The following is a 13204-nucleotide window of genomic DNA, read 5'->3' as shown; positions in this document are numbered from 1 at the left end:
TAAGGAACCCACCATGTCTTTAGAAAAAGTTGTCTATACCGCCAAAGCCAAAGCTACCGGAGGCCGTGATGGCCGCGCCACTTCGTCCGACGGCGTGCTGGATGTCAAACTGGGCGTCCCCAAAGAGATGGGCGGCGCGGGCGGTGAAGTCACCAACCCGGAACAACTGTTCGCGGCGGGCTACTCAGCCTGTTTTCTCGGCGCCATGAAATTTGTGGCTAACCGCGACAAAATCACTATGCCGCAGGAGGCCTTTATTGAGGGCGAAGTGGGGATCGGGCCGCTGCCAACCGGGTTTGGCATCGAAGCGAAACTGAATATTCACCTGCCGGGAATGGACGCCGATGAGGCGAAAAAGCTGGTGGATGCGGCGCACATTGTCTGCCCGTACTCTAACGCCACCCGCAACAATATCGATGTGACGCTGAATATTATCTCCTGATTTTTCAGGGGGTCAGGGAGTGGGTTTCAGACCCCTGCCTGCCCCCTCCTCTCTGTGCTACCATAAGCCCATATCTCGTCCGCAGTAACTCAGTAGAGAAGTATTATGTCCTCCAGAATCCTGACCACCAGCGTCACTGGCATTGATGCCTTTATGCACGATCCCCGCGGCGTGCTGTCCAGGGCGCAAGGCGGTACTGTCGCCGTTTTCGCCGACAATGCACCGGCTTTTTACGCCATCACGCCGCAGCGTCTGGCCGAGCTGCTGGAGCTGGAAGCGCGCCTGTCGCGCCCGGCCAGTGACGTCACTCTGGATACCCAATTCTTCGAGGAACCCACCAACGCGCCGGTGGCGGTGCCGATGGGCAAATTCGCCATGTATAACGGCTGGCAGCCGGATCCCGACTTCCAGCGTCAGGCGGCGCTGTGGGGCATTGCCCTCACCCAGCCTGTCGCCCCGGAAGAGCTGGCCGCCTTTACCGCGTACTGGCAGGCGGAAGGGAAAGTCTTTCACCATATTCAGTGGCAGCAGAAGCTGGCGCGCAGCGTGCAGATCAACCGGGCCAGCAGCGGCAACCAGGCCAGACGCGATGTGAATACCTTTTCAGAACCGGATAAACAGATCCCCCACGGATTCCGAGGTGCCAAATGAAAGAGTTCGGCGAACTGATGAAACGTCTGCAGAAGATCATGCCCGCTAACGTCAAACCGGCCTTTACCACCGGTGAAGAGCTGCTGGCGTGGCAAAAAGAGCAGGGTAAGATCCGCGCGGCAGCGCTGGCACGGGAGAACCGCGCCATGAAGATGCAGCGCACCTTTAACCGCTCCGGCATTCGTCCTCTGCATCAGAACTGCTCCTTCGACAATTACAACGTCGAGACCCAGGGACAACTTCAGGCGCTGCAACAGGCGCGCCAGTACGTAGAAGAGTTCGACGGCAACATCGCCAGCTTTATCTTCAGCGGCAAGCCCGGCACCGGCAAAAACCATCTCGCGGCGGCCATCTGCAACGAGCTGCTGCTGCGCGGTAAATCGGTGCTGATCATCACCGTGGCTGACATCATGTCCGCCATGAAAGATACCTTCAGCAACCGGGAAACCAGCGAAGAACAGCTGTTGAACGATCTGAGTAACGTCGATCTGCTGGTGATCGACGAAATCGGCGTGCAGACCGAATCGCGCTATGAAAAAGTGATCATCAACCAGATTGTCGATCGTCGCTCCTCCTCTAAGCGCCCGACCGGCATGCTGACCAACCATAACGTTGAAGAGATGACCCGTCTGCTGGGCGAGCGGGTGATGGATCGCATGAAACTCGGTAACAGCCTGTATGTGATTTTTGACTGGGAAAGCTATCGCAGCCGCGTTACCGGTAAAGAGTATTAGGATATTTACCCAAGTTCTGCGCTGTCGCGAGGTTTATACTGGCTGCCACTCCGCCCCGGCGGGCAATCGACAGAGTAGGTCTTATGAAAACACATTTTCTTCTTAGCGCCGCAGTCAGCGCCCTCCTGATGACGGGTGCAGCCCAGGCGGCCTCCTCCTGGCAGGATACGCTTAACAGTGCCGCCAGCCAGCTCAGCGCGGGCAGTAGCAGCAACAGCACCACCACAACGTCCCAGAACGGTGGCCTCTCCCTCTCCTCGCTCACCGGTCTGCTCAACAATGGCGGCCAGTCGCTCTCTGCCAGCAACATGAATAACGCGGCCGGGATCCTCGAGTACTGCGCGAAAGAGAAGCTGGCTTCGATGACCGATGCCACCAACATTAAAAATCAGGTGCTGGGTAAGCTGGGTCTCGACACCCAGGAAGAGCAGCAGCAGGACACCAACTATCTGGAAGGGATCCAGGGTCTGCTGAATGCCAATAACGGTGAGCAACTGAATCTGGAAACCATCGGCAACTCGCCGCTGGCGAAGAAGGTCAAAGCCCAGGCCTGTGATTTTGTCCTGAAACAGGGCATGAGCTTTATCTCTTAATCCCCGATACGCCGCGACGACTGCCGCGGCGTTTCTCCCCTTCCCCGCAGAAAGCGACGCCCGTCAAACATTCGATTTTCTAAACCAAATCCTAACAACAGCACAATTGCGTGACACTACAATTGCAGCTTGATGGCATCGCCATTACATTGGATCACCCAAAAATTAAACAGTTAATCCGCCAATCGGCGGATGCCTTTGTTGAGGATAAGCTGTTGTCAGAGTTCATTTCTATTGCCCTGTTTATCGCCTCGGTTGTTATCTATTCCCGCAAAGCGGGTCGTAACACGTGGTGGTTTGCCGTCACCCTTCTGGTGCTGGGGCTGTTTGTCGTACTGAACATTACTCTCTACGCCAGTGACTACTTTACCGGCGATGGCATTAACGATGCCGTCCTCTATACCCTGACCAACAGTCTGACCGGTGCCGGGGTTAGTAAGTACATACTTCCTGGTATTGGCGTGGTGGTTGCGCTGGTGGCGGTATTTGGCCTGCTGGGCTGGATCCTGCGCCGCCGTCGCCATCATCCGCATCACCTCGGCTACAGCCTGCTGGCGCTGGTGTTGGCCCTCGCCTCGGTGGATGCCAGCCCGGCGTTTCACCAGATCACCGAGCTGGTGAAATCGCAATCCCGCGATGGCGATCCCGACTTTGCGGCCTATTACAAAGAGCCGGGTAAAACCATTCCGAACCCGAAACTCAACCTGGTCTATATCTATGGCGAGAGCCTGGAGCGCACCTACTTTGATAATGACGCCTTCCCGGATCTCGCGCCGGAGCTGGGTGCTATCAAAAATGAGGGGATCGATTTTAGCCACACCGCGCAGCTGCCCGGCACCGATTACACCATCGCAGGCATGGTCGCCTCCCAGTGTGGCATCCCGCTGTTCGCCCCGTTTGAAGGCAACGCCTCGGCCTCGGTCTCGAGCTTCTTCCCGCAGAATATCTGTCTCGGCGATATCCTGAAAAACTCCGGGTACGAGAACTATTTCATGCAGGGTGCCAACCTGCGTTTCGCCGGGAAAGATGTGTTCCTGAAGTCCCACGGTTTTGACCATCTGTACGGTGCAGAAGAGTTAAAAACCACCGTCGCGGATCCGACCTACCGTAACGACTGGGGTTTCTATGACGATACGGTGCTGGATGAAACCTGGAAAAAATTCGAGGCGCTGTCACAGTCCGGCAAACGCTTCTCGCTGTTTGCCCTGACGGTGGATACGCACCACCCGGATGGCTTTATCTCCCGTACCTGCCAGCGCAAAAGCTATGCCCTTGAAGGCAAACCCAATCAGTCCTTCAGCGCGGTGGGCTGTAGCCAGGAGCACATTGCGGCGCTGATCGAAAAAATCAAAGCCTCGCCGTACTTCAAAAACACGGTGATCGTGGTCTCTTCCGACCATCTGGCGATGAAAAACACCGCCTGGGATGCGCTGAACAAACACGACCGCAGCAACCTGTTCTTTATCCTGCGTGGCGATAAGCCGCAGCAGGAGGTGATGGCCGTGAAGCGCAACACCATGGATAACGGCGCAACGGTGCTGGATATTCTCGGCGGGGATAACTTTATCGGCCTGGGTCGCAGCAGCCTCTCCGGGCAGTCGCTGTCTGAGGTGTTCCTCAACATGAAGGAAAAGGTGCTGGCGTGGAAACCGGACGTCATTCGCCTGTGGAACTTCCCGAAAGAGTTGAAAGAGTTCACCATCGACAGCCAGAAAAACATGATGGCCTTCTCCGGCAGCCACTTCCGCCTGCCGCTGCTGCTGCGCGTTTCCGATAAGCGGGTCGAACCGTTGCCGGAAAGCGAATACTCGGCTCCGCTGCGCTACCAGCTGGCGGACTTTGCCCCACGGGATAACTTCGTCTGGGTTGACCGCTGCTACAAGATGGGTCAGCTCTGGTCGCAGCCGCTGGCGCTCTCTACCGACTGGTGTGTTTCTCAGGGCCAGTTAGGCGGCGAGCAGACCGTGCAGCATGTCGATAAAGCGCAGTGGAAGGGCAAAACGGCCTTTAAAGATACAGTGATCAGCACCGATCGCTATCAGCGCAACGTCGACATGCTCAAGGTGTCCGACAACGACATCCGCTACAAGGCTGACAGCTTTGTCTTTAACGTGGCCGGGGCGCCCGAAGAGGTGAAGCAGTTCAGCGGGATCTCGCGTCCGGAATCCTGGGGACGCTGGTCCAACGCCCAACTGGGTGATGAAGTGAAGATCGAATATAACCAGCCGCTGCCGGCGAAATTCGATCTGGTGATCACCGCCAAAGCCTGGGGGCCGAACGCTAACAAACCGATTCCGGTACGCATTGGTGATAAAGAGCAGACCCTGACGCTGGGGAATGAAGTTACTACCACGACGCTGCATTTCGACAACCCGTCGCACAGCAGCACGTTGGTGATTGTTCCGCCTGCACCGGAGTCCACTAACGAGGGGAATATCCTCGGCCACTCTCCGCGCCAGCTGGGGATAGGCATGGTGGAGATCAAAGTGGTGAACGCGGAAGGGTAATCGAAGGAGAGTGCCGGGTAGCGCTGCGCTTACCCGGCATGGGAAACCGTAGGCCCGTGCAAGCCAGGCGCCGCCGGGCATAAAAAGCGCCCTGCCTGAACAGGGCGCTTTTTTACATCAGAAGGTTTCCCAGTTGTCACCGCTGTCGGCAGCGGCCGCTTTGCGCGTCGTCACCGGCGACATCACGGTTTTCACCGCCGCGTGTGAATGGGCTTTCTGCTGCTCCTGCTGAATGCGGAACACCGCCACTGCTTGAGTCAGACGGCTCGCCTGCTCTTCCAGTGCCGCCGCTGCCGCCGCAGATTCCTGCACCAGGGAGGCGTTCTGCTGGGTGACGCGATCCATCTCGGCGACCGCCAGACCCACCTGGTCGATCCCGCGGCTCTGCTCGTCAGAGGCAGAGGCGATCTCACCCATGATGTCGGTCACGCGGGTCACCGCGCTGACGATTTCACCCATGGTCTCACCGGCGCTTTCTACCAGCGTGGAACCCACTTCGACGCGGCCCACGGAGTCTTCAATCAGGCTCTTGATCTCACGTGCCGCCTGGGCGCTGCGCTGGGCCAGGTTACGGACTTCACCCGCTACCACCGCAAAACCACGACCCTGCTCACCGGCACGCGCCGCTTCTACCGCCGCGTTCAGCGCCAGGATGTTGGTCTGGAAGGCAATACCGTCGATCACGCTGATGATGTCAGCAATCTTCTGGGAACTTCCGGCGATGTCACGCATGGTTTGCACCACGTTATCCACCACTTTGCCGCCTTTCTGCGCGGTTTCGGATGCGCTCAGCGCCAGATGGCTCGCCTGACGGGCGTTCTCGGCGTTCTGCTTCACGGTGGCGGTCAACTCTTCCATGCTGGCTGCGGTCTCTTCCAGCGAGGCTGCCTGCTGCTCGGTACGGGAGGAGAGATCGTTGTTACCCATGGAGATTTCGCTCGCGCCGCTGTAGATGGCGTTAGCGCCATTACGCACGTCGCCGACGGTACGCATCAGTTCAGCCTGCATGTGACGCAGCGTATCGGCCAGCTGGCCCATCTCGTTAGAACCGTCCACTTCGATGCGTTTCACCAGATCGCCGCTGGCGATATGACGAATGCTGTCAGTCAGACGGTTCAGCGGAGAGATCAGGGCGTGACGGATACCCAGCCACACGCCGACAATTACCACCAGCACCAGGATCAGCACGCTAAGCAGGATCCAGAGGGCCTGGCTGTAAGAGCTGTTGCTGTCGTCCACGGCGGTCTGATACAGATGATCGTTCTGCTGCAGATAGTTAACGTACTGCTTCTCAAAGCCATCCTGGTAGCTCTGGGTCGGCTGATCGAAGAACTCATTGATCTTGCCTGCGCCCAGCAGCTGGATCAGTTCGGCCAGCGCACCATGATAGATATCGTAGTTACGTTTGATTTCCAGCGCGGCACCTTCACTCTGACGCGGGTCACGCGGCAGGGCTTCGTACTCCGCCCAGCTTTTTTCCGCCTGCTTCAGTGAAGCAGCAGCAATCTGCATCAGATCGTTCACGGTGGCACCGCTACCGATGTTGTTCTGATCCATCATGTAGCGGATGCCCGCGCGGTTCAGGGTGTTACGGGTTTGCAGCAACGCTACCCAGCTGCTGTTAAGCGTGGATTGTTGCTGACGAATGGTTTGCAGAACGGTGAAGTTTTCTTTGTCATGCTTCAGGGCATTAAAGAAAAGGCCACCGGATGTGAGCTGTAATAAGCCAAAAATAACTAATACCAGCAATAAGCTAGTAACAATCTTGATACGATTTAACATGATTTCTCATTCCACCAGACAGGTACAGAATTTTCGGCCTGGAATGGGAAAACTTTACGGAAATTGTGTTGATGACCGCAGCGATCTACTCCTCTTCCTGGCTGTTAACCTGCCCATCGCCCAGCGCAATAAACTCCTGTAGCAGGGCCGTCAGCTGCTGCATTTTCTCCGGCGTGTACCGCGCCTCAATCTGCTGATAGGCCTCTTCCACCTGCGCCTGGGCGCGTTCATACAGGGCGTTCCCCTCTTTGGTGAGCGAAACATAGAGCTTGCGCTGGTCGTTGAGCGGCTTTAAGCGCAGCACCAGCCCGTCACGCTCCATACGCGTCAGGATCCCGGTCAGGCTTGGGCGCAGAATACAGGTGCGGAAGGCCAGGTCATGAAAATCCATCGACGGATGTTCCGCCAGCACGCGCACGATCCGCCACTGCTGCTCCGTCAGATTCTGCTGCTTGATAATCGGGCGAAAAAAGGTCATCGCGGTTTCCCGCGTCTGGAGTAGTGCGATAGTTAACGAATCGTGCATGGCGCCCCCACCTCAACATCATTAATAACGAAACAATCAATGCATAACGCTCTCTCTGCGCGCCAGCGGCGCGACTGAAAAGTCTAACAGATATCACATTAAAATATTAACTTACTGATATATATCATTAATATACCGTAAATGTAAATTTATTGTTATCACTATCACAAAATATTCACTTCTGTTTGCCAAACACACAATGAGGGGCTAAAACCTAATCATTAACATATTAATGAACTCAAAACCCGTAACCCGGGCCAGAGGAGAAAGTGATGAAAGGTACTGTTTTCGCGGTGGCACTCAATCACCGTAGCCAGCTTGACGCCTGGCGTGACGCATTTAACCAGCCCCCATACAACACGCCACCGAAAACCGCCGTCTGGTTTATTAAACCGCGCAATACCCTGATCCGCGCCGGTGATGCCATCCCGCATCCTGAAGGGGAACAGGTACTGAGCGGTGCCACGGTGGCGCTGATTGTCGGCAAGACCGCGAGCAAAGTCAGCCCGGAAGAGGCCGCCGACTACATTGCCGGGTACGCGCTGGCAAACGAGGTAAGCCTGCCGGAAGAGAGCTTCTACCGCCCGGCGATCAAAGCCAAATGCCGGGACGGCTTTTGCCCGCTGGGTGAACTCGCCGCCGTCGACAACGTGGATAACCTGACCATCATCACCGAGATCAACGGCCGCGAAGCAGACCACTGGAACACCGCCGATTTGCAGCGTAACGCCGCTGAACTGCTGAGCGCCCTGAGTGAGTTTGCAACGCTCAACCCCGGCGACGCGATTCTGCTCGGCACTCCGCACTCGCGCGTGCCGCTCCAGCCAGGCGACCGCGTGCGCATTCTGGCGGAAGGCTTCCCGACGCTGGAAAACCCGGTTGTCAATGAACGCGACGTCGCCATCGCTCAGGGTGCAAACCCTCACCCCACGCTGTTTGCCCTCGGCCTGAACTACGCCGATCACGCCAGCGAGCTGGACTTCAAGCCCCCCACCGAGCCACTGGTGTTTATCAAAGCGCCGAACACCTTTAACGGTGACAACCAGACTTCGGTGCGTCCGGACAACGTTGAGTACATGCACTACGAAGCGGAGCTGGTGGTGGTGATCGGCAAAACCGCGCGTAAGGTCAGCGAAGCCGAGGCGATGGCCTATGTCGCGGGCTATACGGTCTGCAACGACTACGCCATCCGCGACTACCTGGAAAACTACTATCGCCCCAACCTGCGGGTCAAAAGCCGCGACGGGTTAACCCCCATCAGCCCCAACATCGTGCCAAAAGCGGCGATCCCTGATCCGCATAACCTCACGCTGCGCACTTTCGTCAACGGTGAATTAAGTCAGGAAGGAACCACGGCGGATCTGATCTTCAGCATTCCGTTCCTGATTGCGTACCTGAGTGAATTTATGACCCTGCAGCCGGGGGACATGATCGCCACCGGCACGCCGAAAGGGCTCGCCGACGTGCGCCCGGGGGATGAAGTGGTGGTGGAAGTGGAAGGCGTTGGCCGTCTGGTCAACCGGATTGTCAGCGAGGAGGCCAAATAATGAAAAAGATTAACCACTGGATCAACGGTAAAAACGTCGCGGGTAGCGACTACTTCCACACCACCAATCCGGCCTCCGGCGAGGTGCTGGCGGAGGTGGCCTCCGGCGGTGCAGACGAGATCAACCAGGCCGTCGAAGCAGCCAAAGCGGCGTTCCCGAAATGGGCCAACCTGCCGATGAAAGAGCGCGCGCGCCTGATGCGCCGCCTGGGCGATCTGATCGACCAGAATGTGCCGGAGATCGCCGCGATGGAGACCGCCGACACCGGCCTGCCCATCCACCAGACTAAAAACGTGCTGATCCCGCGCGCCTCGCACAACTTCGAGTTCTTCGCCGAAGTGTGCCAGCAGATGAACGGCAAGACCTATCCGGTCGATGACAAGATGCTCAACTACACCCTGGTGCAGCCGGTGGGGGTTTGCGCCCTGGTCTCGCCGTGGAACGTACCCTTTATGACCGCCACCTGGAAGGTCGCCCCCTGCCTGGCGCTGGGTAACACCGCGGTGCTGAAGATGTCCGAGCTGTCGCCGCTCACCGCTGACCGCTTAGGCGAGCTGGCGCTGGAGGCGGGTATTCCGGCGGGGGTGCTGAACGTGGTGCAGGGCTACGGCGCCACGGCGGGCGATGCGCTGGTACGTCATCAGGACGTGCGGGCCGTGTCGTTCACCGGCGGTACCGCCACCGGACGGCGCATCATGCAGAGCGCCGGGCTGAAAAAATACTCGATGGAGCTGGGGGGCAAATCGCCGGTGCTGGTGTTTGAAGATGCCGATATCGAACGCGCCCTGGACGCCGCCCTGTTCACCATCTTCTCTATCAACGGCGAGCGCTGCACCGCCGGCTCGCGCATCTTCATCCAGCAGAGCATCTACCCGGAATTCGTGAAGCGCTTCGCCGAACGCGCCAACCGCCTGCGGGTGGGCGACCCGACCGATCCGAATACCCAGATCGGGGCGCTCATCAGCCAGCAGCACTGGGAAAAAGTCTCCGGCTATATCCGCCTCGGCATTGAAGAGGGTGCAACCCTGCTGGCGGGCGGCCCGGACAAACCAACTGACCTGCCTGCCCACCTGAAAGGCGGCAACTTCCTGCGTCCAACGGTGCTGGCGGATGTCGACAACCGCATGCGCGTGGCGCAGGAGGAGATCTTCGGCCCGGTGGCCTGCCTGCTGCCGTTTAAGGACGAAGCGGAAGGGCTGCGTCTGGCGAACGACGTGGAGTACGGTCTCGCGTCCTACATCTGGACCCAGGATGTCAGCAAGGTGCTGCGTCTGGCGCGCAATATCGAGGCGGGCATGGTGTTTGTGAACACCCAGAACGTGCGCGATCTGCGCCAGCCGTTTGGCGGCGTGAAGGCCTCCGGCACCGGACGCGAAGGCGGCGAGTACAGCTTTGAAGTCTTCGCCGAGATGAAGAACGTCTGCATCTCCATGGGCGACCATCCGATCCCGAAGTGGGGGGTATGAAATGGGCAAGTTAGCGTTAGCAGCAAAAATCACCCACGTTCCGTCGATGTATCTCTCTGAGATCCCGGGTAAAAACTTTGGCTGCCGTCAGGGGGCCATCGACGGGCATAAAGAGATCGGCAGACGCTGCCGCGAGATGGGCGTCGATACCATTATCGTCTTCGATACCCACTGGCTGGTGAACAGCGCCTATCACATCAACTGTGCGGACCATTTTTCGGGCGTCTACACCAGCAACGAGCTGCCGCACTTTATCCGCGACATGACCTACGACTACAACGGCAACCCGGCGCTGGGCCAGCTGATTGCCGACGAAGCGGTGAAGCTCGGCGTGCGCGCCAAAGCGCACAACATTCCGAGCCTGAAGCTGGAGTACGGCACCCTGGTGCCGATGCGCTACATGAACGCCGACAAGCACTTCAAGGTGGTCTCCATCTCGGCCTTCTGCACCGTGCATGACTTTGCCGACAGCCGAAGGCTGGGCGAGGCCATCCTGAGCGCCATCGAGAAATATGACGGCACCGTGGCGGTGCTCGCCAGCGGCTCGCTCTCGCACCGCTTTATTGACGACCAGCGCGCCGAAGAGGGTATGAACAGCTACACCCGCGAGTTTGATCGCCAGATGGACGAGCGGGTGGTGAAGCTGTGGCGCGAAGGCCAGTTTAAAGAATTCTGCAGCATGCTGCCGGAGTACGCCGACTACTGCTACGGCGAAGGCAACATGCACGACACGGTGATGCTGCTGGGCATGCTCGGCTGGGACAAATACGACGGTAAGGTGGAGTTTCTCACCGAGCTGTTCCCCAGCTCCGGCACCGGCCAGGTTAACGCCGTTTTCCCTCTGCCCGCATAAGGACGCCCTATGCCGCACTTTATTGCTGAATGCACCGACAACATCCGCGACCAGGCCGACCTGCCAGGCCTGTTCGCCAAAGTCAACGAGGCGCTGGCCGCCACGGGCATCTTCCCCCTCGGCGGTATCCGCAGCCGCGCCCACTGGCTGGATACCTGGCAGATGGCCGACGGCAAGCACGACTACGCCTTTGTGCATATGACGCTGAAGATCGGCGCGGGTCGCAGCCTGGAGAGCCGTCAGCAAGTGGGGGAGATGCTGTTTACGTTGATTAAAGACCACTTCGCCGGGCTGATGGACGCCCGTTACCTGGCGCTGTCGTTTGAAATCGACGAGCTGCACCCGACGCTCAACTTCAAACAGAACAACGTGCACGCCTTGTTTAAGTAGCGCGCCCTCATGCCCGGTGGCGCTGCGCCACCCGGCAAACAGCAGCATCAACCGTAGGCCGGGTAAGCGTAGCGCCACCCGGCAAAACAGGATATCGCCATGCTCGACAAACAGACCCATACCCTGATTGCCCATCGCCTGCATCAGGCGGAACAGACCCGGGAGCAGATCCGTGCGATCTCGCTGGATTACCCGCAGATCACCATCGACGACGCCTACGCCGTCCAGCGCGAATGGGTGAGCCTGAAAATCGCCGAAGGCCGCACCCTGAAAGGCCACAAGATCGGCCTCACCTCGAAAGCGATGCAGGCCAGCTCGCAGATCAGCGAGCCAGACTACGGCGCCCTGCTGGATGACATGTTCTTCCACGACGGCAGCGATATCCCTACCGACCGCTTTATCGTCCCACGCATTGAGGTGGAGCTGGCCTTCGTGCTGGCAAAACCGCTGCGCGGCCCGAACTGCACGATGTTCGACGTCTACAACGCCACGGATTATGTTATCCCCGCGCTGGAGCTGATCGACGCCCGCTGCCACAACATCGATCCGGAAACCCAGCGCCCGCGCAAAGTGTTCGACACCATCTCCGATAACGCCGCCAACGCCGGGGTAATCCTCGGTGGCCGCCCGATCCGCCCGGACGAGCTGGATCTGCGCTGGATCTCTGCCCTGCTCTACCGCAACGGCGTGATCGAAGAGACCGGCGTTGCCGCTGGCGTGCTCAACCACCCGGCCAACGGCGTGGCGTGGCTGGCGAACAAGCTGGCGCCCTACGACGTGCAGCTGGAACCCGGCCAGATCATTCTCGGCGGCTCCTTTACCCGCCCGGTCGCGGCGAGCAAGGGCGACACCTTCCACGTGGACTACGGCAACATGGGCTCCATCAGTTGCCGCTTTGTATAAGGAGTTCGCCATGCAAAACGCATTTAAAGCGGCGCTGAAAGCCGGAACCCCGCAAATCGGCTTATGGCTGGGACTCACCAGCAGCTACAGCGCCGAACTGCTGGCGGGGGCAGGCTTCGACTGGCTGCTGATCGACGGGGAGCACGCCCCCAACAGCGTGCAGACCGTTCTGACCCAACTCCAGGCCATCGCCCCCTACCCCAGCCAGCCGGTGGTGCGCCCGTCGTGGAACGATCCGGTGCAGATCAAACAGCTGCTGGACGTGGGCGCGCAAACCTTGCTGGTGCCGATGGTGCAGAACGCCGACGAGGCGCGGCTGGCGGTACGCGCAACCCGCTACCCGCCGGCGGGTATTCGCGGCGTCGGCAGCGCGCTGGCGCGTGCGTCACGCTGGAATCGTATCCCCGATTACCTGCATCAGGCCAACGACGCCATGTGCGTGCTGGTGCAGATCGAAACCCGCGAGGCGCTGAAAAACCTGCCGCAAATTCTGGACGTGGAAGGGGTGGACGGGGTGTTTATCGGCCCGGCGGATCTTAGCGCCGACATGGGTTTTGCCGGCAATCCGCAGCATCCGGAGGTGCAGGCCGCTATCGAACAGGCCATCGCGCAGATCCGTGCTGCGGGCAAAGCGCCCGGCATCCTGATGGCGAACGAGCAGCTGGCGAAACGCTATCTCGAACTCGGGGCGCTGTTTGTCGCCGTCGGTGTCGACACCACCCTGCTCGCCCGCGGCGCCGAAGCGCTGGCGGCACGTTTTATCGATAAACCGGTTACGTCAGTTAATAACAATAAATCCGTCTATTGAAC

Annotated in this window: 13 protein-coding genes; 11 read left to right on the top strand and 2 right to left on the bottom strand. The window is 58.9% G+C overall.

Annotation, left to right across the window (positions count from 1 at the left end; genetic code table 11):
* Nucleotides 1-13: 13 nt before the first annotated feature.
* From GNG26_RS02850 to opgB, 5 genes are all read left to right on the top strand, one after another.
* A complete protein-coding gene (locus GNG26_RS02850; protein WP_156237734.1) occupies nucleotides 14-442 on the top strand; it encodes an organic hydroperoxide resistance protein in 429 nt (142 codons plus the stop codon).
* Between the two features lie 105 nt (nucleotides 443-547).
* Nucleotides 548-1093 carry a primosomal protein DnaT gene (gene dnaT, locus GNG26_RS02845; protein ID WP_156237732.1) on the top strand — a complete coding sequence of 182 codons (546 nt, stop codon included), beginning with the start codon at nucleotides 548-550 and terminating at the stop codon, nucleotides 1091-1093.
* Nucleotides 1090-1827: a DNA replication protein DnaC gene (gene dnaC, locus GNG26_RS02840; RefSeq protein WP_103823160.1), complete on the top strand. Its 738-nt coding sequence runs from the start codon at nucleotides 1090-1092 to the stop codon at nucleotides 1825-1827. The genes dnaT and dnaC overlap by 4 nt, the downstream gene beginning before the upstream one ends.
* Nucleotides 1828-1910: 83 nt before the next feature.
* On the top strand, nucleotides 1911-2420 hold the full coding sequence (locus GNG26_RS02835; protein WP_156237731.1) for a DUF2501 domain-containing protein: 510 nt from the start codon (nucleotides 1911-1913) through the stop codon (nucleotides 2418-2420).
* A 215-nt stretch (nucleotides 2421-2635) separates the two neighbouring features.
* Nucleotides 2636-4927: a phosphatidylglycerol--membrane-oligosaccharide glycerophosphotransferase gene (gene opgB, locus GNG26_RS02830; RefSeq protein WP_156237729.1), complete on the top strand. Its 2292-nt coding sequence runs from the start codon at nucleotides 2636-2638 to the stop codon at nucleotides 4925-4927.
* Between the two features lie 117 nt (nucleotides 4928-5044).
* On the opposite strand, the gene tsr is transcribed toward opgB, so the two are convergent.
* Nucleotides 5045-6709, bottom strand: a complete 1665-nt coding sequence (gene tsr / locus GNG26_RS02825; RefSeq protein ID WP_156237727.1) for a methyl-accepting chemotaxis protein — start codon at nucleotides 6707-6709, stop codon at nucleotides 5045-5047.
* An 85-nt stretch (nucleotides 6710-6794) separates the two neighbouring features.
* Nucleotides 6795-7235 carry a homoprotocatechuate degradation operon regulator HpaR gene (gene hpaR, locus GNG26_RS02820; protein ID WP_156237725.1) on the bottom strand — a complete coding sequence of 147 codons (441 nt, stop codon included), beginning with the start codon at nucleotides 7233-7235 and terminating at the stop codon, nucleotides 6795-6797.
* A gap of 272 nt (nucleotides 7236-7507) precedes the next feature.
* Between hpaR and hpaG the strand changes: the two genes are divergently transcribed.
* From hpaG to hpaI, 6 genes are all read left to right on the top strand, one after another.
* Nucleotides 7508-8782 (top strand): 4-hydroxyphenylacetate degradation bifunctional isomerase/decarboxylase, encoded by a 1275-nt coding sequence (gene hpaG, locus GNG26_RS02815; RefSeq protein ID WP_156237724.1) that lies wholly within the window; start codon nucleotides 7508-7510, stop codon nucleotides 8780-8782.
* Entirely contained in the window at nucleotides 8782-10248 is a 1467-nt protein-coding gene (gene hpaE, locus GNG26_RS02810; protein WP_156237723.1) for a 5-carboxymethyl-2-hydroxymuconate semialdehyde dehydrogenase, read from the top strand. The genes hpaG and hpaE overlap by 1 nt, the downstream gene beginning before the upstream one ends.
* 1 nt (nucleotide 10249) lies before the next feature.
* Nucleotides 10250-11101, top strand: a complete 852-nt coding sequence (hpaD, locus tag GNG26_RS02805) for a 3,4-dihydroxyphenylacetate 2,3-dioxygenase (RefSeq protein ID WP_156237722.1) — start codon at nucleotides 10250-10252, stop codon at nucleotides 11099-11101.
* 9 nt (nucleotides 11102-11110) lie between these two features.
* Nucleotides 11111-11491 (top strand): 5-carboxymethyl-2-hydroxymuconate Delta-isomerase, encoded by a 381-nt coding sequence (locus GNG26_RS02800; RefSeq protein ID WP_156237721.1) that lies wholly within the window; start codon nucleotides 11111-11113, stop codon nucleotides 11489-11491.
* 99 nt (nucleotides 11492-11590) lie between these two features.
* The gene (hpaH, locus tag GNG26_RS02795) at nucleotides 11591-12394 is read left to right on the top strand and encodes a 2-oxo-hept-4-ene-1,7-dioate hydratase (RefSeq protein WP_103823153.1); all 804 of its coding nucleotides are present in this window, start codon (nucleotides 11591-11593) and stop codon (nucleotides 12392-12394) included.
* Between the two features lie 10 nt (nucleotides 12395-12404).
* Nucleotides 12405-13202: a 4-hydroxy-2-oxoheptanedioate aldolase gene (gene hpaI / locus GNG26_RS02790; protein WP_156237720.1), complete on the top strand. Its 798-nt coding sequence runs from the start codon at nucleotides 12405-12407 to the stop codon at nucleotides 13200-13202.
* Nucleotides 13203-13204: the final 2 nt, after the last annotated feature.

Source organism: Leclercia sp. J807 (assembly GCF_009734465.1).
Lineage (GTDB): Bacteria > Pseudomonadota > Gammaproteobacteria > Enterobacterales > Enterobacteriaceae > Enterobacter.
This window is presented reverse-complemented; position numbering and strand designations above follow the sequence as displayed.

Bases quoted from the DNA above. Each gene is read 5' to 3' on its own strand.
- GNG26_RS02850 (WP_156237734.1), top strand. From the start codon at position 14: ATGTCTTTAGAAAAAGTTGTCTATACCGCCAAAGCCAAAGCTACCGGA.
- dnaT (WP_156237732.1), top strand. From the start codon at position 548: ATGTCCTCCAGAATCCTGACCACCAGCGTCACTGGCATTGATGCCTTT.
- dnaC (WP_103823160.1), top strand. From the start codon at position 1,090: ATGAAAGAGTTCGGCGAACTGATGAAACGTCTGCAGAAGATCATGCCC.
- GNG26_RS02835 (WP_156237731.1), top strand. From the start codon at position 1,911: ATGAAAACACATTTTCTTCTTAGCGCCGCAGTCAGCGCCCTCCTGATG.
- tsr (WP_156237727.1), bottom strand. From the start codon at position 6,709: ATGTTAAATCGTATCAAGATTGTTACTAGCTTATTGCTGGTATTAGTT.
- hpaR (WP_156237725.1), bottom strand. From the start codon at position 7,235: ATGCACGATTCGTTAACTATCGCACTACTCCAGACGCGGGAAACCGCG.
- hpaG (WP_156237724.1), top strand. From the start codon at position 7,508: ATGAAAGGTACTGTTTTCGCGGTGGCACTCAATCACCGTAGCCAGCTT.
- hpaE (WP_156237723.1), top strand. From the start codon at position 8,782: ATGAAAAAGATTAACCACTGGATCAACGGTAAAAACGTCGCGGGTAGC.
- hpaD (WP_156237722.1), top strand. From the start codon at position 10,250: ATGGGCAAGTTAGCGTTAGCAGCAAAAATCACCCACGTTCCGTCGATG.
- GNG26_RS02800 (WP_156237721.1), top strand. From the start codon at position 11,111: ATGCCGCACTTTATTGCTGAATGCACCGACAACATCCGCGACCAGGCC.
- hpaH (WP_103823153.1), top strand. From the start codon at position 11,591: ATGCTCGACAAACAGACCCATACCCTGATTGCCCATCGCCTGCATCAG.
- hpaI (WP_156237720.1), top strand. From the start codon at position 12,405: ATGCAAAACGCATTTAAAGCGGCGCTGAAAGCCGGAACCCCGCAAATC.